Source organism: Sanguibacter sp. Leaf3 (genome assembly GCF_001425965.1).
GTDB classification, from domain to species: domain Bacteria; phylum Actinomycetota; class Actinomycetes; order Actinomycetales; family Cellulomonadaceae; genus Sanguibacter; species Sanguibacter inulinus.
In genome coordinates this window covers 443,200-460,335 of sequence record NZ_LMRH01000001.1, presented here as the reverse complement: position 1 = coordinate 460,335, position 17,136 = coordinate 443,200, and the positions used below count along the sequence as shown (strand labels likewise).

The window sequence follows — 17,136 nt, the reverse complement described above, 5'->3', positions numbered from 1 at the left end:
GGCCGAGGTGTCAGCCGTCGTAGGTCACGAACTCGTCGAGGATCTGGGTCCCCCACAGACGTCGGCGCTCGACCGAGGTCAGCCGTGCTCGGTCCGCAGCGTCGTCCCACTCCTCGGTGATCGTCTCCACCTGGTGATCGATGATCTCCTGGGCCTCGACGGTCGTCAGGTGGTAGACGTGCGCCGCCCGGAGGCACACCGCGAGCTGCGAGCGGCGCTCACCGTCCCGGCCGATGGCCATGGCCTGTGCGGCCTCTCCGCCCGACCTCACCTGAGGGCACAGGTCGTAGGCGGGCGTCAGCGTGAGCGCTGCACCGTCCCAGAAGGCGGCATGGTTGCGGGCGTGGTCGTCGATGTTCCCGACCGCGATGTTGAAGACGATCCTGGAGAACAGCTCTCGCAGCGTGGCGGTCGGGTCGGTGAACCGGGCGCGGACCAGGTCGGCGAGGTCCGCGTACGAGGCGTAGCGTCCGTTCATCTCGGAGAGGCCCAGCATCGTCAGTGCCGACACCATGAAACGACGGCCGCCACCTGCGGGACGGTCGAAGCGGTCGACGAGCAGGACGTCCTTGTCGAGGCTGCGCACCACCTCGGTGCGGGCGACATCGAGGCCGACCCGACGCGCGAGGTCCATCGCCACACCTTCGGCCTTGACCACCGGGTAGCGGTCTGTCGTCGAGGAGAACTTGGCGATGAGCCTGCGGTCTCCGCTCTCGACGAGTGCCTTGGGCCGCGCACCACCGATCGACGTCCCTCGCAGGAGTGCCAGCTCGAGGACAGGTGGGAGGGGCTCGCCCCGGTCGAGCAGGTCGGCGGCATCCTGCAGCTCGTGCAGTGTCGTCGTGGTGCTCTGGGTCCTCGGGACGTAGTCCGTCGGCGACTCCTGGAAGTCGAGGGCCCCGATGCGGTCTGACCCTGACTCCAGCAGATAGGTGAGCGTGCCGAGGTCTTGTCCACCCGCTCCGGGGTACCTGTCGTCGATGACACGTTGCCCCCAGGAGTCCGGACCCGCGTCCGCCAGGCACCCGGCGATCGTGAGGTCGCCGAGCGGGTCGATGACCCCACGCCCCAGCGGGAGCTCCGGGAGGAACAACGAGAGCGCGTCCGGACGCGCGAGATAGCTCTGACCGTACGTGAAGCTCGTGCGGCGCCCGACGACGTCCACCCGCCCGGCCACGACAGGTTCGGTCGCGCCCGGGAGCCAGACCCAGACGAAGGCGGAGGTCGGTGCCTCGCGTCGGCCCGACCGCTCAGAAGGAGTCATCAGGCGCCTCCTGCGCCTGGCGCACGCGTGCCGGGAGGAGGCTCAGGACCTCACGCTCGTGCGCTGCCCGCTCACGTCGGAGCGACCTGTCACGAGCGAAGAGCGGCACCCCGACCAGCGTGGCGACCTCGAAGGCGATCCCCGCCGCCACCGTAGGTTCTCCCCGCTCGACGCCGCGCAACGTCTTGACCGAGATGCCCGCGCGCTCGGCGAGCTCAGCGGCGGTCCACCGCCGACGTCGTCGCTCGACGGACACCTGGAGCCCGAGGAGCTCGAGGGCTTCCAGGGTCTCGGGTGCGTAGCTGTGCGCTCGTCGCATGACAGTCCCGTCGTGGTCTTGTCGCACCTTTTAAAGCACTTACCGGAAGTGTACTGCCGATTACCGGCCGCGATGTTTCCAGGTGGGAGAATCCTCGGGTGGCCCGCGTAGACGAACTCCTCGACGTCCTCCTCGCCGGAGGCAGGCGCTCGGGGCAGCTGACGCACGTCGAGCACATCCCCGCCCGCGAGGGCACGCAGGCCGACTGGCCCACGTGGGCCGACCCCTCCCTCGTCTCGGGGTACAAGGCCCTCGGTGTCGACCGCCCCTGGGTGCACCAGGTCGAGGCTGCCGAGGCCGCGTGGTCCGGCAAGCACACCGTCGTCGCGACGTCGACGGGGTCCGGGAAGTCCCTCGCCTTCTGGCTGCCCGCGCTCACGTCTGTGCGCGGCGACCGCGCCGACGCCGCCTTCGACCCGGGGCGCATCGAGTCCGCCCGCGACCGCGGATCCGTGCTCTACCTCAGCCCCACCAAGGCGCTCGCCGCCGACCAGCTCGCCTCGGTCACCCGGCTGCTCTCGGCGTCGAGGGCCCGCGACGTGCGGGTCGACACCTGCGACGGCGACACCCCCTTCTCGGCGCGGAAGTGGATCCAGGACCACGCCGACGTGGTCCTCACCAACCCGGACTACCTGCACTTCTCGATGCTGCCCAACCACGCCCGGTGGGGCCGGTTCCTGAGGTCGCTGCGCTACGTGGTCGTCGACGAGGGGCACGCCTTCCGCGGGGTCTTCGGCGCGCACGTCTCCCTCGTGCTGCGCCGGCTGCAGCGCCTCGCCGCGTACTACGCACCGAGCTCGGCGACCCGCGGCAGCGGACGCTCGCGCGCGGCCGTGCAGCAGCGCAGCGCGAGCGGGCTGCTGCTCCCCCGCGTCGGGCCGACCTTCGTCGTCGCGTCGGCCACGACGGCCGACCCGGCCGTGAGCGCCGGGCGACTCGTCGGTGTCGACCCCTCCGAGGTGGTCGCCGTGACCGAGGACGCCTCGCCCGCGGGTCGCAAGACCTTCGCCCTGTGGGAGCCGCCCGAGCTCCCGCGCTACGACGCCGCCTCCTTCGAACGGTCCAGGGCCGACAGGGCCGACGGGGACGCCGCCGTCGCGGCGCTCACCGACGACCCGTGGGACGTGGGCGGCGCAGCGGACCTCGGGCTCGTCGACGACCTGGGGCTCGTGGACGACGCCGACCCCGTCGACGCCGCGGCCGACGCCGACCGACCGCGCCGCTCCGCGACCGCTGTCGCCGCAGACCTGCTCGCCGACCTCACGGTCCACGGCGCCAGGACCCTCGCCTTCACCCGGTCGAGGCGCGGCGCGGAGTCCGTCGCGACGACCACCCAGGAGCACCTGCGCCCCGTCGACCCGTCGCTGCCGGGGATGGTCGCGGCCTACCGTGGCGGCTATCTCCCCGAAGAGCGCCGCGCCCTCGAGGCCGCTGTGCGCTCGGGCGAGATCCGCGCCCTCGCGACCACCAACGCCCTCGAGCTCGGCGTCGACATCTCCGGTCTCGACGCGGTGCTCATCATCGGCTGGCCCGGCACCCGTGTCTCGCTCTGGCAGCAGGCCGGGCGCGCGGGGCGCGCCGGGGCCGACGGTCTCGTCGCCTTCGTCGCGCGGGAAGACCCTCTCGACACCTTCCTCGTGCACAACCCCGACGCGATCTTCCGCACGCCCATCGAGGCGACGGTCTTCGACCCGACCAACCCCTACGTGCTCGCCGGGCACCTGTGCGCCGCCGCCGGCGAGCTCCCCGTGCGGACCGAGGACCTGCCGCTGTTCGGCGGGGACGCTGCCCGCACGCTCCTCGACCAGCTCACGGCACGCGGGACCCTGCGGCACCGCAGCTCCGGCTGGTTCTGGACGCACCACGAGAACGCCGCAGGATTCACCAACATCCGCGGCGAGGGCGGGACGCCGGTCTCTGTCGTCGAGTCCGCGACAGGACGCCTGCTCGGGACCGTCGACGCCGCAGCCGCCGACGGGTCGGTCCACACGGGTGCCGTGTACGTGCACCAGGGCGAGACCTTCGTGGTCGAGGACTACAGCATCGTCGACTCGGTCGCGCTCGTCGGCCGTGAAGACGTCGGCTACGGCACGTGGTCGCGGTCGATCACCTCGATCGACGTCATCGAGGAGAAGGAGCACGTCGACTGGGGCTCGCAGGTCTCGGCCGACGGCCGCCCCGCGGTCGAGTGGGGCTTCGGCACGGTCGAGGTGCACAGCCAGGTCGAGAGCTTCCAGCGGCGCCGGATGCCCTCGCAAGAGGTCCTCGGGACCGAGCCCCTCGACCTCCCCGTGCGGACGCTGCGCACGGCCGCTGTGTGGTGGACGGTCTCGGCCGAGCTGCTCGAGGACGCGCAGGTCGACGCCGACGAGGCTCCCGGTGCGCTGCACGCCGCCGAGCACGCGTCGATCGGCCTGCTCCCGCTCCTGGCGACCTGCGACCGCTGGGACCTGGGCGGCGTCTCGACGGCGATGCACGTGGACACCGAGCGCGCGACGGTCTTCGTCTACGACGCTTTTCCCGGCGGCGCCGGGTTCGCCGAGCGCGGCTTCGGTCTCGCCGAGCAGTGGCTGGCCGCGACCCGCGAGGCCATCGCGACCTGCCCCTGCGCGACAGGCTGCCCGGGCTGTGTGCAGTCCCCCAAGTGCGGCAACGGCAACAACCCTCTCGACAAGGCGGCAGCGGTGCGGCTGCTGGACGCTGTGCTGGCGCAGCGGTGACGGGGGCGCGCAGCGGCGTGGTCGGCGAGCCAGGGTGGTCGGCACTGCTGGAGGCCGGCGACCCTAAAGAGTGACAGCGCCAGCCGCTATCACTCTTTAAGGAGTGATGGAGTGATAGCGGCCGCGTCGAGACTTCGAGGCTGCCCGTGCGCGACCGGCGGGAGATGATGGGGCACAGACGCGACGCCCTCACCCGGGCGGTGCCGTCCGCCAGGTCCCTCACACCCCCGACCGGCCCAGGACCCGCGACCCTGCGGTCCCGGACAGCACGACCTCCGGCCCACCCGACCACCAGGAGCCCTCCGTGACCGACGCCCCGTCCACCGCAGCGCTGCACGACACCGTCGCGACGACAGTCGCCGTCCGCAGCGACGAGCTGCTCGCGCTCTCCCACGCGATCCACGCGAGGCCGGAGCTGGCCTTCGCGGAGCACCACGCGTCCTCCCTCGTGGCGGAGCGGCTCACCGACGCGGGCTTCGACGTGACCGTCGGCGTGCACGGTCTCGACACCGCGCTCCGCGCGACCTACGGCAGCGGCGACATGAACGCCGTGATCTGCGTCGAGTACGACGCGCTGCCCGGCGTCGGGCACGCCTGCGGGCACAACATCATCGCGGCGGCCGGGGTCGGAGCCGCGATCGCCGCGGCGAACGTCGCCGACAAGCTCGGCATCCAGGTGACGGTGCTCGGGACCCCGGCCGAGGAGCACGGGGGCGGCAAGGTCCTCATGCTCGCCGACGGCGCCTGGGACGACGCGACCTTCTCGCTCATGGTCCACCCGTACCCGGCCGACACGTGGCCCACGACCACCCGCATGCAGGCCGTGCACCGCCTGGTCGTCACCTTCACGGGGCAGGGCGCGCACGCCGCCGCGGCCCCCGACCAGGCGCGCAACGCCGCCGACGCCGCGACCATCGCGCTCGTCGCCGTCGGTCTGCTGCGCCAGCAGGTGCGCGACGGGGCGCGCCTGAACGCGATCATCACCGAGGCCGGGCTCGTCACCAACATCATCGCGGACCGCGCCGTCGTCGAGATCGAGGTGCGTGAGGCGACCCTCGAGGCGCTCCAGACGCTCGAAGGACGGGTCCTCGCCTGCTTCGAGGGCGCGGCGATCGCCGCCGGCGTCTCGTGGTCGGTCGACGAGTCCGAGCCGCTGTACGCCGACCTCGTCCAGGACGAGGACCTCGTCGAGGTGTTCGCCGGGCACCTGTCTGCCCGCGGACGGACGCTCGACAGGACCGCGCCGCCCCGCAGCGGCGGGTCGACCGACATGGGGAACGTCTCGCAGGTGGTCCCCTCCATCCACCCGGTGGTCGGGGTCGAGGGCGCGCGAGGGCCGATCCACACGGCCGAGTTCGCCGAGGCGGCCGGCGGCCCGGCCGGTGACCGCGCCGTACTCGACGCGGCTGTCGCGCTCGCGTCGACCATCGTCGACGCGGCCCGCGACCCGCGGCTGCGGGCACGGCTGGTCGACGCGCAGACCGAGCGGGTCCGGGAGCGCGCCGAGGCTCCGGGTCTCCGTGCTGCGGGGTGGGCGGGGTCTGCTGCGAGCAACGCCGTCGGGAGCCACGGTGCTGTCGGTGCTCACAGCGCCGACGGTGCTGACAGCGCTGCCGGTGCTGACAGCGCTGCCGGTGCTGCCGACACCTCGGCCGAGGTCTCGACCCTCGAACCGGAGGTCCAGGCATGAGCCGCGCGACGACCGTCGGTCGTCAGCACATCGCCTCAGACCAGCCGCTGAGCGTCTTCGACATGTTCACGATCGGCATCGGACCGTCGAGCTCGCACACCGTCGGACCGATGCGCGCCGCCAAGACCTTCGTCGACGAGCTGCTGGGCTCGAGCGGACGCGGCAACGACCCGGGGCAGGCCGCTGACCACGCCGCGGCGAACGGGACCGGTTGGTCAGCCGTCGGTCCTGGTACGGCTGGCAGCCCCAGCGCGGCGGCGACCCCGACCACCCCGGCGCCGACCGCACCGGACCTCGTGGGTGTCGGCGTCGCGCGCGTCAGCGTCGAGCTCTTCGGGTCCCTCGGTGCGACAGGTCGCGGGCACGGGACCGATCGCGCGGTCTTGCTCGGCCTCGTCGGCCACGAGCCGCAGAGCGTCGCGACGCCCGTGGTCGAGGCGATCCTCGACGAGGTGCATGCCGCGGGCTCGCTGCGGCTCCTCGACCGCGTCGAGATCCCCTTCGACCTCGACCACGACGTCCAGTTCCTGCCCAGGACTGTGTTGCCCTTCCACCCCAACGGTCTACGCATCACGGCCTCCGCCGCCGACGGCTCGGTCCTGCTGCGCCGTACCTACTTCTCGGTAGGGGGCGGTTTCGTCGTACCGGACCCTGACGACACGCCTGTCGTGATGCCTGCCGACGAGCGGTCGGCGGGCCCAGGCAGGCAGCCCGCGGACGGCGCTGACCGGTCCGCGGACCCAGCCACGCAGCCCGTCGGCCCAGGCGTTCGGCCTGCAGACCCAGCCGCGCAGCCCGCAGGCCCAGGCGCTCTGCCCGCGGACGGAGCTGACCTCCCGTCCCGGACCGGGGCGCCTGGCCCGATCACGCTGATCGGGACCGAGGGCAGCTCGCCGGCGGCCCCGTGGTCCTTCACCTGCGCCGACGACCTCCTCGCCGTCTGCGCGACCTCGGGCCTTGGCGTCGCCGAGGTGATGCTCGCCAACGAGAGCGTGACCCGCACCCCGGAGCGGGTCGCGTCCGAGCTGCTGGACATCTGGCAGGCGATGGACGCGTGCATCGACGCCGGGTGCGCCGTGACAGGCACGCTGCCCGGTGGGCTCAAGGTGCCACGGAGGGCGCACGCCCTGCACCGCGCGCTGCTCGCCGAGGGCGCCAACGACGACCCGCTGCGCGCGATGGACTGGGTCAACCTCTTCGCGCTGGCCGTCAACGAGGAGAACGCCGCCGGGCACAGGGTCGTCACCGCTCCGACCAACGGGGCAGCCGGCATCATCCCCGCGGTCTTGCGCTACTACCGCGAGTTCGTGCCCGGCGCGGACGATGCCGGGACCGTGAGGTTCCTGCTCGCGGCCGGAGCCGTGGGCATCATCATCAAGACGAACGCGTCGATCGCCGGGGCCGAGGTCGGCTGCCAGGGCGAGGTCGGCTCGGCGTGCGCGATGGCCGCGGCCGGGCTCGCAGAGGTGCTCGGCGGGACGGCCCTGCAGGTCGAGAACGCTGCCGAGATCGCGATGGAGCACAACCTCGGGCTCACCTGCGACCCGATCGGCGGTCTGGTGCAGATCCCGTGCATCGAGCGGAACGCGATCGGCGCCGTCAAGGCGATCAACGCCGCTCGCATGGCGCTGCGCGGCGACGGCCGGCACACCGTCAGCCTCGACGCGGCGATCGAGACCATGCGCCAGACCGGGGCCGACATGCACTCCAAGTACAAGGAGACCTCGCTCGGGGGCCTCGCCGTCAACTACGTGGAGTGCTGACGAGCCAGGCACCCGCTCGCACCGAGGTCCTACCCTCTGCACCGAGGTCGTACGGACACGCCGGATCTCGCCCTTGGGGGCCAGATCCGGCGTGTCTGTACGACCTCGCGGCAGGCAGGGCGACGTCGAGCCGGTTCGTGCGACCTCGTGGGGAGGTGGCCGGTGGTCGAGCGGCCGAAGTTGTCGTCGTAGTCGTCGTGGGCGTCGTGGTCTTCGGGGCAGGTTCGGCGGCGACGGCCCGGGATGGCGGTTCGGGATGGCAGTTCGGGTCTGCGATGGCGGCGTTGCCGCGCGAGGCCGGGACGCGGGTCGCTGACCCCTGTCTGCGGTGACGTCAGGCGGCCTGTGCGGCAGCAGTCGCCTCGGTGTCAGGGCCCACCGATAAGGTCGGCGGGACCGCGGGCTCTCGCGGTCAGCGCGACCACCCCAGGAGATGCTGTGCCCTTCGCCGACGAGCTGCTCGGGTCCGATGCTGTGCTCGGCCTGGCCGAGGTGATCGAGGCCGCTGCGCCAGGGACAGCCGCTGAGAACGTCCGGTCGAGCGCTGGCTCCCTCGCACCCCTCGCGCTGCGGGACCGTGCACACCTCGTCAAGGACGCGGTCCTCGCCGACGCGCCCGGCACCGTCGACGACCTCGCTGTCCTCGTGCGCCGCTGTCTTCACGACGAGAGCTTCACGGGGTGGATGATCTGGCCGGTGACAGAGGCCGTCAGCGCGCGGGCTATCGCCGCCCGGTCCGACGCCGCCCTCGACACCGCCCTCGACCTGCAGGCCGAGCTCACGGGGCGGCTCACCGCAGAGTTCGCCGTCCGCCCGCTGCTCTCCCACGACCTCGACAGGTCGCTCGCCGCGGCGCTGCGCTGGACGAGGAGCGACGACGAGCACGTCCGACGCCTCGCGAGCGAAGGAACCCGGCGCCACCTGCCGTGGGGTACCCAGGTCGCGGGCCTCTCAGCGGACCCGACCGTGACCCTGCCGATCCTCGACGCGCTCTACCGCGACGAGAGCGAGTACGTCCGCAGGTCTGTGGCCAACCACCTCAACGACCTCAGCCGCAAAGATCCTGAGGTCACGGTCGAGACCGCGCGCCGGTGGCTAGAGGCGGCCGCGCCGACGACCCTGCCGCTCGTCCGGCACGCGCTGCGGACCCTCGTCAAGCGCGGCGTCCCGGACGCCCTCGCGCTGCTCGGCTTCGCACCGACCCCGGACGTCGTCGCGGAGCTCACCCTCGAGGCGACCGAGGTCCGGGTCGGTGAGGCTCTGGGTCTCACGGCGACCGTGCACAACGGCGGGGCAGGCGCGGCGCGGGTGGTCGTCGACTACGTGGTGCACCACCGCAAGGCCAACGGCTCGCAGACGACGAAGGTGTTCAAGCTGACCACCGCCGACATCGGCCCGGGCGAGACGCTGCGGCTCGGACGACGGCACTCCTTCAAGGTGATCACCACGCGGCGCTACCACCCGGGGGCCCACGCCGTCGAGCTCCAGGTCAACGGGGTCGCCGCCGGGCGGAGAGACTTCGAGCTTCTCCCCGCCGACGACACCCCGTTGTGAAGACCAGACGCCACCGCGCAGAGCCCTGACCGCGGGCACGGGCACGGGCACGGGAGTTCCTGCCTGGTGCCCCCGGCCTGAGGCATCAGATGTCAGGCGTCAGGCCTCAGGCCTCAGGCCTCAGGCCTCAGGCCTCAGGCGAGACGAGCCTCGACCGCGGCGAGCAGGGCGCAGGTCGCGACGCCGTCCATGGACGCGGCGACGTCGTCGAGCGACGGGAAGCTCGGTGCCAGCCGGATGTTGGTGTCCTCCGGGTCACGCCCGTAGGGGAACGCCGAACCCGCAGCGGTCAGCGCGATCCCCGCGTCCTTGGCGAGCTGGACGACCCGTCGCGCCGTGCCGGGCACGACGTCGAGGCTGATGAAGTACCCGCCCTCGGGGGTGGTCCAGGTCGCGACACCTGTCCCGCCGAGGCGCGCCTCGAGGATCTGCAGGACCTTCTCGAACTTCGGCGCAAGGATCTCGCGGTGCTTGGCCATGTGCTTGCGGACGCCGTCGGCGTCGCCGAAGAACCGCACGTGCCGCAGCTGGTTGACCTTGTCCGGCCCGATGCTCTTCTTGGAGTAGTGCTCCTGGTACCACGCGACGTTCGCCGCGGACGACCCGAAGAAGCTCACCCCTGCCCCCGCGAAGGTGATCTTCGAGGTGGAGGCGAGCACGTAGGGACGGTTCGGGTTCCCGGCCGCAGCAGCCATCCCGACGATGTCGTGCGCGGGCGGCGCCTCGTCGACGAGAGTGTGGACGGCGTAGGCGTTGTCCCAGAAGATCCGGAAGTCGGGTGCCGCGGTCGGCATCTCGACGAGCGCGCGGGTGACCTCCTCGGAGTAGACCGCTCCCGTGGGGTTGGCGTAGGTCGGGACGGTCCAGATGCCCTTGATCGCGGGGTCGGCGGCGACGAGCTCACGGACCACGTCCATGTCTGGACCGTCAGCTCCGAGCGGCACCGGGATCATCTCGATGCCGAAGGACTCGGTGATCGCGAAGTGGCGGTCGTAGCCCGGGCTGGGCGCGAGGAACTTCACGACGGGCTCGGCCGACCAGGGACGCTCGGAGTCGGGGGTCCCGTGCAGGAGCCCGAAGACGACGAGGTCGTGCATGATCTCGAGGCTCGCGTTGTTGCCGGCCACCAGCTGTGATGCGGGGACGGAGAGCAGCTCGGAGAAGATCGCCCGGAGCTCGGGGAGACCAGCAGTGCCGCCGTAGTTGCGGCAGTCGGTGCCCGAGCCGTCCTTGGCGTCGGTGCCGCCGGGGAGGCTGAGCAGGTCGTTCGAGAGATCGAGCTGCTCGGGCGCCGGCTTGCCGCGCGTCAGGTCGAGCGTGAGACCTGTCGACACCAGGTCCGCGTACTGCGCGGAGAGGTTCGCGTGCGCCACGACGAGCTCGTCGTGGCTGAGGGACTCGATCGCAACCTGCTGGGGCATCCGGGACAACCTCTCGCCGGCTCCAGGAGCCGGATTCGCGTGATGAACGGTCTGACGAGGGCTCGAGCGGGTCGAGCGGACCTGCTCAGTGCACCGCTGCGGCAGTCACCGTCACGGCGCACCGCCGATCCTAGTGCGCTCGAGCAGGGCGTGGGGCGGGTGCCCACCGGCACCCGCCCGCCTACCTGGGCACCTAGGCACCTAGGCACCTGGGCACCTGGGCAGGCAGGAGCACGAGCACCACTCCAGAGGACCAGCCCGAGCCCGCGCACCAGACCGGTCCCTCAGACTCGCCTCAGCAGATGGTCGTCGTCGGTTCCTCAGCAGGCTCGGGGTCGAGCAGTGCGTGTGAGCCGTCCGCAGCCTGTGGCAGGACGACCGACCGCAGCACGTCCAGGAGGTTGCCGAGCGCGTCGATCATGGTCACGCACCAGCCGCAGCCGCGCAGGTGCCGTTCGTACCTCTGCTCGGACAGCTGTCCGAGCATCCCGGCCTGGTAGGCGTCAACTCTCAGGAGGAGCCAGGCGCAGCTGTCTGGGACAGACCTGTCGGCGACGGTCTCAGCCACCCACTCTGCCCGCAGCCGGCTGACGGCCTGCCGCGCATGGACCCGCAGGTCCGTCTGCTCACGGTCGAGGACGACCGCGAGGGTCGCCCGGGGCAGGGGCTCCACGACGGTGTACCAGAGCACCGTCTGATAGCTCCCGCGCAGCTTCCCGAAAGCGCGCACCAGGCTGAGGTCGCTCGTCTTCTCACCCGGCGCCGCACCAGCCTCGTCCTCGACAGTCGCGCACAGGTAGAGGAGGAAGGGCATGACAGGGTCATGGTCGGCAGCGATCTCGCTCATGACTCGGGCGAAGGCCCGTCTCACGACGAGAGCTGCGTCGTCTCTGTCGGCGACGTGCTTGCCCGCCCAGGTCAGTGCCGTCTCGCAGTGCCTGCGCCACAGGATCAGGCTCGCGTCGACGTCGCCCTCACGGACGCGCGCGACGAGCAGCGGGTCTGCGTCTTCGGACCGGCACTCCACGATCACTCTCCTGGTCCTCTCGTCTGCTGGTCTTGGCGTCGGCTCGTCTTGCCGTCCTCGGCCTCCGGGGCTCCACATCTGGGTGCCCGGCAGCGCCCGAGCCCCGGAAAGCCTGTACGCCTCCCACCGGTCCGGGGGGCCTACCAGAGGTGATCCCCGTGCTCGACTCGCGGATATAGCGGCTCTTCGACACGGTCTAGGTGCTGATCGCGCAAGACCTGGTGCGTCGCCCTCGTCACCCACGGTCTGCCAGCGAGGCGGGCCCAGACCGTGCCGTGGCTCTGGCTGCAGCGCCCGTCCTGGTCGCCAGGGTCGTGGACACCGTGCACGACCTGTCAGGGGCGCACAGGCAGGCCTCGACCTGAGCACCGTTGCGCGCCGCCACCTCGCGCGCTCCCGAGCAGGGGTCGGCTGCGCCCCGCTGGAGGGACGCCGCAGCAGCCAGCGCCGCCAGGTCTGCCGCTGACTGCGCGGAACCCCGCGTGACGACAGCACCCACGAGCGCGGCCGTGCCCAGCACCAGGACGACGACGGCAGCCACGAGCGCCAGCACCAGGACGGTCCCAGCCCCTCGGTCGTCGCGGACGCCGTGGGTCGCCCTCCCCCAGCGCGTCCTGGCGACAACCGCAGGGCCAGCGTCAGGCACCGCCACGTGCACCGTCACGGCACGCCCGTCGACGACTCGAGGCGGGCGGTCGCGGTAGCCGAGACGGTCAGGGGCCCGGAGAACCATCCGCCGGTGACAGACGTTCTCACGGTGACAGTGACCCACGAGCCGTCACCGCCCACGGTCGCGGACGCCGAGCTCCCGGCCAGCTGCGCGACGATCTCGTGGACCCGGCCGTCGCTCTCCCCTGCCGACGCGGCACGAGCGCCAGCCCTCGCAGCATCGACGACCCGGACCTGGGAGACACCCGCGACCACCACCACGAGGAGTGCCGCGAGGACGAGCACGACTGCCGGGAGCGCGACCGCGAGCTCTGCCGTCACGGCACCGTGGTCGTCCTGACGGAGGTTCCGCAGGCTGACACGGCCCGGGCGCCGAGGCGCCCGCCCGTGCTCCACGCCGCCGGCAGCGTGCTCGACGGTCATCAGCCGATGCTCAGCGCAGAGGTGACCAGTCCTGTGAGCAGACTTCGGACCGTCCCGCTCGACAGGACCGTCACGAGCAGACCGGCAAAGCCGACAGCGGCGATCATCGCGATCGCGTACTCGGCCGTCGCCATCCCGACGTCTGTCCCCTGCTCGACGACGGTGTCCCAACGGTGGCGGAGGCCTGCCGCCGCGTGCTCGTCACGTCGGCCGTGCTCGTCGTGTCGGCTGTGCTCATCGTGTCGGCCGTGCTCATCGTGCTGGTCGTCGTGCTCAGCGCGTCGGCCGTCCTCGCCGTGGGCTACGGACCGTCCGAGGCTCACGGGTGCCGGCAGGGTCAAGGTGGTGCTCGTCATGATGTGCTCCTTGGTCGTGGTGCCCCGGACGCGAGTGCGCCCAGGGGCCGGTCTCGGCAGCGAGGCAGGTCCGGAGAGCCCACCCACCACCGTCCGGCGGTCCAGCACCTCGGTGTCGCTGGGGTGCCGGGTCCACTGTCGGCCGGTGGAGCCCGGTGGCGACTGCCTAGATCCGGCACGTGTGGATGGACGCAGACTCAGCGCACCCTGTGGACAATCCACGCTCAACCGCCCATGAGCCCAGCGCCGAGCCCGGACCCGAGCGCCACGATCACCGGGACGAGCCCGAGCAGCACGAAGGCCGGCAGCAGGCACAGCCCGAGCGGCAGCACGAGCTGCACGCCCAGACGCGCGGCGGCCGTCCTCGACCGCGCGCGCCCCTCGTGGACGAGCTGCTCGCCCGCGACACGCAGGGCATCGCCCGGCGGTGCCCCGTGGACCCATGCGGGACGCAGCGCCTCGGCGACGGGCCACAGGCGGCCGGGGACCCGGTCCCAGGCCTGAGACCACCCAGCACCCAGCAGCAGCGCCGCAGCCGCACGTGCCAGCCCGGCACCGTCGACCCCGCCGACCGACCGCCCGACGGCCTCGAGAGCCCGCGGCACCCCGGCACCTGAACCCAGTGCGGCTCCGAGCAGGTCGAGTACCACCGTGAGGTCCACCGAGGGTTCGCCGCCCCCGCCTGCGCGGAGGTCAGCGTCCCTCGCGCCTGGAGGACCGGTCCTGGCTCCCCGACCGACGACGGTCACCCCGCCAGACGTGCCGGCCGTCCGACGGGCGGCACGCCCCGAGCGCCGCGCCGCACGCCCGACCAGCCCCCTGTCGAGCCACCACGGCGTCGTCGCCGACCAGACGAGCAGAGCGACGAGCAGACCTGTGAGCAGGCTGCCCACGATCGGCAGTCCGTTCATCGGTCGTCTCCGTCCGCGGCCGCTGAACGGACGAGCCTGCGTGACCACGCCTGACCGAACACGAGCATCAGACCACCAGCGACAGGGGCCAGGGCGGCGGGCCCGCCGTCGAGGAGCAACCGGAGCGGAGAGGCGCCGAGCACGGTCGCGAGCCCGGCGCCGACGACAGGCAGCCAGAGCAGCAGTCGCGCCGTAGACCGAGGTGCCGCGAGCGCCGCCTCGCGATCGGCTGCGGACTCCGCCGCGGTGACGAGGGTGGAGACGATCGAGTCGAGCACGGGGGCGACGGGAGACCCGATCTCGTGGGCGAGCCTGCACGCGGCGACGACGGCGTGGGCCTGGGAGCTGTCGTGGGTCAGGCCGACGAGGTCGTCCGCGCGGGGCATCCCGTCGGCCGTCGTCCCGATGTCGACGCTCGCCCAGGCGAGATCGGGCGGCATGCCGCTGCGGACGAGCCCGGCGACCTGCGTGATGACGACCTGGACGCGGCCCGTCTCGCCGCGTCGGCGGGGGAGACCGCCGCGCACCCTCCCCACCGTGGGTCGGAGCGTGCGACCCAGAGCCATCAGGGCTCTGCGCACGGGCGTCGTCGGGCGCAGGGAGCCACGCCCGCGCACCGGGACCGACCCTGTCGCGAGCACGACCGCGGCAGCGAGCAGGACCCCGACCGCGCCGTCGGCGAGCCCCGGGAACCACAGGGCAGCGCTCATCCGAACCCGAGCCTGTGCGCGAGGTCCTCCCAGCCGGGGTGCCGCAGAGGGGTGCTCTCCCCGTCCCACGTCAGGGCCGGTGCGACCTCGAGGCTCCCGTCGGGTGCACGGCCGACCACGGCGATCTCCTCGAGATAGCGGCGCGAGTCTCCAGGATCAGCACCCGCGTCCGTGCGACGGCTCCTGCGACGCAGGTGCAGGACGGCGTCGAAGGCGCTGACAGCCTGCGCCACGAGAGCGGCTGCGGGCATCGAGGCGAGGGCCGCGAGCGCCTCGAGCCGGGCGGGGACGTCACGAGCCGTGTTGGCGTGGATGGTGGCGCTACCACCGGCGTGCCCGGTGTTCAGCGCGGTGAGCACGTCGCGGACCTCTGCACCGCGGCACTCGCCCAGGACGATGCGGTCGGGTCGCATGCGCAGCGCCGTGCGCACGAGGTCGGCGAGGTCGACCCCTCCGGTGCCCTCGACGTTGGGACGGCGGGCGGTGAGCGGCACGACGTGCGGGTGGGCCGGGACGAGCTCCCGGGCCTCTTCGATGGTGATGATGCGCTCCGAGGCGGGGACCAGGGAGAGCAGGGAGGCGAGCAGCGTCGTCTTTCCCGACCCTGTCGCGCCCGACACGAGGTAGGAGGCGCGTGCGCCGACGATCGCCTCGAGGACCGGCACCCACCCGGGTGGGACCGTCTGGGCGTCTGCGAGCTCGTCGAGGGTGAAGGCCTGGGCACGCAGGGTCCGCAGGGAGATCACCGCTCCGGCCGGGCACAGCGGGGCGAGGACGGCGTGCAGCCTCGTGCCGTCAGGGAGGCGTGCGTCGACCGTCGGGCTGGAGTCGTCGAGCCGTTGTCCACCTGCTGCGGCGAGGCGGACGGCGAGGTCGCGGACGTCCTGGTCGCTCCCGAGGTCGACGCCGACGCGGACGAGGCCTGAACCGCGGTCGACCCAGACGTCGGCCGGACCGTTGACGAGCACGTCGGTGGCCGTCGGGTCGTCGAGGAGCTCCTGCAGCGGACCGGCGCCGAAGACCTCGGCCCGCACGACGCCGACGAGCTCGTCGAGGGCGTCGCTCCCCAGCAGGACGTCGCCCGCGTGCAGCGCGTCGACGACCTGCTCGCGCGTCGGGTGCGGTCCTGCCCGCGCGAGCCTGTCGCGCACGCCGTGGAGGAGGTCGTCCCGCGCCGGGTCGCTGCGGAACCGCGGCGAGCCTGGGCCACGCTGCTGGGTGCCGGCACGGGTCGGCTGCTCGGTGCCAGCACGCGCAGGCTGCTGGGTGCCAGGACGAATCTGCTGCGAGGCGACCCGGGTCATCGGCCAGCCTGCCCCGAGCCGGCGACGGCCTGCGCGTGCGAGAGGACGGCTCGGGCGACGTCCCCGAGCGAGGACCGGGCAGCACCCCGGTCCGCACGACCACGACCACCTCCGCGGTCCCGGCGACCTCCGGCCCACCCTCGGCCTCGTCCTGCGGGGTCCCGGCCGGTCCTCACAGGAGGGCCGGCCCCGGCCTCGACGGCTGTCGCGACCCGAGGGTCGGTGACGAGCTCGCCCCAGAGGTCCATCCCGGCCGCCGCGGCGACGTCGTGCGGCAGCAGCCGGCCCGCGACAGACCTCCGGCAGACCAGCCCGGACGGGACGAGGCCGAGCTCGGCCGCGACAGACTGGGCCCCTGCGACCGAGAGCGTCTCGCAGAGGGCGACGACGAGCCCCACGTCGCAGGACCGGGCACGGTCTGCGACCCGCCCCTGAGGGAGGTCGAGGACGACGAGGTCCGCAGCGGAGACGACAGCGCGCAGCACGTCACCTTCGACCTCGTCGGGCTGAGCGAGGCTCCGGGCTCTGTCCGTGCTCAGGACGTGCACCCCGGACCACCGCGGCAGCAGGTCGAGCAACCTGACCGGGTCGACCTCGCCGCGCGCGTCCTGGAGGTCTGCCCACCGCAGGCCAGGTTCTTCCTCGATGCCGAGCAGCACGTCGATCCCGGCACCCGCGTGCCGTCCGTCGACGAGCACGGCGAGCAGCCCGTCGCGCGCACCCGTCACGGCGACAGCGGCAGCGAGGGTCGACGCACCCACGCCGCCGCAGGCCCCGACCACACCGACCGTGACAGCACGGGTCGAGGGACCACCGGCCCCCGGGCCGTCAGGGCCGGCTCGACGCCGGTCCGTCCCGCCGAGGGTCGCGCCGGGTACCCCTGTCGGGTGCGCCAGGGTCGCGACGGCACGCGGCGATGGCCCAGCAGGTGCCACGGGAGGCGGCGAAGACCCGAAGGCCGCGCGAGCTGGGGAGGAGATGGTTCCAGAAGTCATCGCCCCACGG

General features: G+C 72.7%; 15 protein-coding genes. 4 read left to right on the top strand and 11 right to left on the bottom strand.

Annotation, left to right across the window (positions count from 1 at the left end):
• Nucleotides 1-10: 10 nt before the first annotated feature.
• Nucleotides 11-1,264, bottom strand: coding sequence for a type II toxin-antitoxin system HipA family toxin (locus ASG53_RS02005; RefSeq protein WP_056127770.1), 1,254 nt, complete (start codon nucleotides 1,262-1,264; stop codon nucleotides 11-13).
• Nucleotides 1,251-1,583: a helix-turn-helix transcriptional regulator gene (locus ASG53_RS02000; protein ID WP_056127767.1), complete on the bottom strand. Its 333-nt coding sequence runs from the start codon at nucleotides 1,581-1,583 to the stop codon at nucleotides 1,251-1,253. The genes ASG53_RS02005 and ASG53_RS02000 overlap by 14 nt, the downstream gene beginning before the upstream one ends.
• A gap of 98 nt (nucleotides 1,584-1,681) precedes the next feature.
• Here ASG53_RS02000 and ASG53_RS01995 point away from each other — a divergent pair, with 98 nt between their 5' ends.
• The 4 genes from ASG53_RS01995 to ASG53_RS01980 all read left to right on the top strand — a co-directional run bounded on the left by ASG53_RS01995 (nucleotide 1,682) and on the right by ASG53_RS01980 (nucleotide 9,310).
• Nucleotides 1,682-4,303 (top strand): DEAD/DEAH box helicase, encoded by a 2,622-nt coding sequence (locus ASG53_RS01995; RefSeq protein ID WP_056127764.1) that lies wholly within the window; start codon nucleotides 1,682-1,684, stop codon nucleotides 4,301-4,303.
• Nucleotides 4,304-4,607: 304 nt separating this feature from the next.
• Nucleotides 4,608-5,993 carry an amidohydrolase gene (locus ASG53_RS01990; RefSeq protein ID WP_235533804.1) on the top strand — a complete coding sequence of 462 codons (1,386 nt, stop codon included), beginning with the start codon at nucleotides 4,608-4,610 and terminating at the stop codon, nucleotides 5,991-5,993.
• The gene (locus ASG53_RS01985; RefSeq protein ID WP_056127762.1) at nucleotides 5,990-7,756 is read left to right on the top strand and encodes an L-serine ammonia-lyase; all 1,767 of its coding nucleotides are present in this window, start codon (nucleotides 5,990-5,992) and stop codon (nucleotides 7,754-7,756) included. The genes ASG53_RS01990 and ASG53_RS01985 overlap by 4 nt, the downstream gene beginning before the upstream one ends.
• 438 nt (nucleotides 7,757-8,194) lie before the next feature.
• Nucleotides 8,195-9,310, top strand: a complete 1,116-nt coding sequence (locus ASG53_RS01980) for a DNA alkylation repair protein (protein ID WP_056127760.1) — start codon at nucleotides 8,195-8,197, stop codon at nucleotides 9,308-9,310.
• 134 nt (nucleotides 9,311-9,444) lie between these two features.
• On the opposite strand, the gene ASG53_RS01975 is transcribed toward ASG53_RS01980, so the two are convergent.
• From ASG53_RS01975 to ASG53_RS01935, 9 genes are all read right to left on the bottom strand, one after another.
• Nucleotides 9,445-10,731: an aminotransferase class I/II-fold pyridoxal phosphate-dependent enzyme gene (locus tag ASG53_RS01975; RefSeq protein WP_056127757.1), complete on the bottom strand. Its 1,287-nt coding sequence runs from the start codon at nucleotides 10,729-10,731 to the stop codon at nucleotides 9,445-9,447.
• 295 nt (nucleotides 10,732-11,026) lie between these two features.
• A complete protein-coding gene (locus ASG53_RS01970) occupies nucleotides 11,027-11,758 on the bottom strand; it encodes a hypothetical protein (RefSeq protein WP_156382634.1) in 732 nt (243 codons plus the stop codon).
• A 235-nt stretch (nucleotides 11,759-11,993) separates the two neighbouring features.
• A complete protein-coding gene (locus ASG53_RS01965) occupies nucleotides 11,994-12,404 on the bottom strand; it encodes an Rv3654c family TadE-like protein (RefSeq protein WP_162246125.1) in 411 nt (136 codons plus the stop codon).
• 14 nt (nucleotides 12,405-12,418) lie between these two features.
• The gene (locus ASG53_RS01960) at nucleotides 12,419-12,850 is read right to left on the bottom strand and encodes a TadE family type IV pilus minor pilin (RefSeq protein ID WP_056127746.1); all 432 of its coding nucleotides are present in this window, start codon (nucleotides 12,848-12,850) and stop codon (nucleotides 12,419-12,421) included.
• The gene (locus tag ASG53_RS01955) at nucleotides 12,850-13,206 is read right to left on the bottom strand and encodes a DUF4244 domain-containing protein (RefSeq protein WP_082543859.1); all 357 of its coding nucleotides are present in this window, start codon (nucleotides 13,204-13,206) and stop codon (nucleotides 12,850-12,852) included. The genes ASG53_RS01960 and ASG53_RS01955 overlap by 1 nt, the downstream gene beginning before the upstream one ends.
• A gap of 224 nt (nucleotides 13,207-13,430) precedes the next feature.
• Nucleotides 13,431-14,117 (bottom strand): type II secretion system F family protein, encoded by a 687-nt coding sequence (locus tag ASG53_RS01950; protein ID WP_056127738.1) that lies wholly within the window; start codon nucleotides 14,115-14,117, stop codon nucleotides 13,431-13,433.
• On the bottom strand, nucleotides 14,114-14,827 hold the full coding sequence (locus tag ASG53_RS01945) for a type II secretion system F family protein (RefSeq protein ID WP_056127735.1): 714 nt from the start codon (nucleotides 14,825-14,827) through the stop codon (nucleotides 14,114-14,116). Before ASG53_RS01945 ends, ASG53_RS01950 begins: the two co-directional genes overlap by 4 nt.
• Complete coding sequence (locus ASG53_RS01940) at nucleotides 14,824-16,131, bottom strand: TadA family conjugal transfer-associated ATPase (RefSeq protein ID WP_082543717.1); 1,308 nt, start codon at nucleotides 16,129-16,131, stop codon at nucleotides 14,824-14,826. Before ASG53_RS01940 ends, ASG53_RS01945 begins: the two co-directional genes overlap by 4 nt.
• Nucleotides 16,128-17,126 (bottom strand): hypothetical protein, encoded by a 999-nt coding sequence (locus tag ASG53_RS01935; RefSeq protein ID WP_156382633.1) that lies wholly within the window; start codon nucleotides 17,124-17,126, stop codon nucleotides 16,128-16,130. The genes ASG53_RS01940 and ASG53_RS01935 overlap by 4 nt, the downstream gene beginning before the upstream one ends.
• Between the last annotated feature and the right edge of the window lie 10 nt (nucleotides 17,127-17,136).

Coding starts and splice junctions, on each gene's coding strand:
- ASG53_RS02005 (WP_056127770.1), bottom strand. CDS start 1,264: ATGACTCCTTCTGAGCGGTCGGGCCGACGCGAGGCACCGACCTCCGCC.
- ASG53_RS02000 (WP_056127767.1), bottom strand. CDS start 1,583: ATGCGACGAGCGCACAGCTACGCACCCGAGACCCTGGAAGCCCTCGAG.
- ASG53_RS01985 (WP_056127762.1), top strand. CDS start 5,990: ATGAGCCGCGCGACGACCGTCGGTCGTCAGCACATCGCCTCAGACCAG.
- ASG53_RS01975 (WP_056127757.1), bottom strand. CDS start 10,731: ATGCCCCAGCAGGTTGCGATCGAGTCCCTCAGCCACGACGAGCTCGTC.
- ASG53_RS01960 (WP_056127746.1), bottom strand. CDS start 12,850: ATGACCGTCGAGCACGCTGCCGGCGGCGTGGAGCACGGGCGGGCGCCT.
- ASG53_RS01955 (WP_082543859.1), bottom strand. CDS start 13,206: ATGACGAGCACCACCTTGACCCTGCCGGCACCCGTGAGCCTCGGACGG.
- ASG53_RS01950 (WP_056127738.1), bottom strand. CDS start 14,117: ATGAACGGACTGCCGATCGTGGGCAGCCTGCTCACAGGTCTGCTCGTC.
- ASG53_RS01945 (WP_056127735.1), bottom strand. CDS start 14,827: ATGAGCGCTGCCCTGTGGTTCCCGGGGCTCGCCGACGGCGCGGTCGGG.
- ASG53_RS01940 (WP_082543717.1), bottom strand. CDS start 16,131: ATGACCCGGGTCGCCTCGCAGCAGATTCGTCCTGGCACCCAGCAGCCT.
- ASG53_RS01935 (WP_156382633.1), bottom strand. CDS start 17,126: ATGACTTCTGGAACCATCTCCTCCCCAGCTCGCGCGGCCTTCGGGTCT.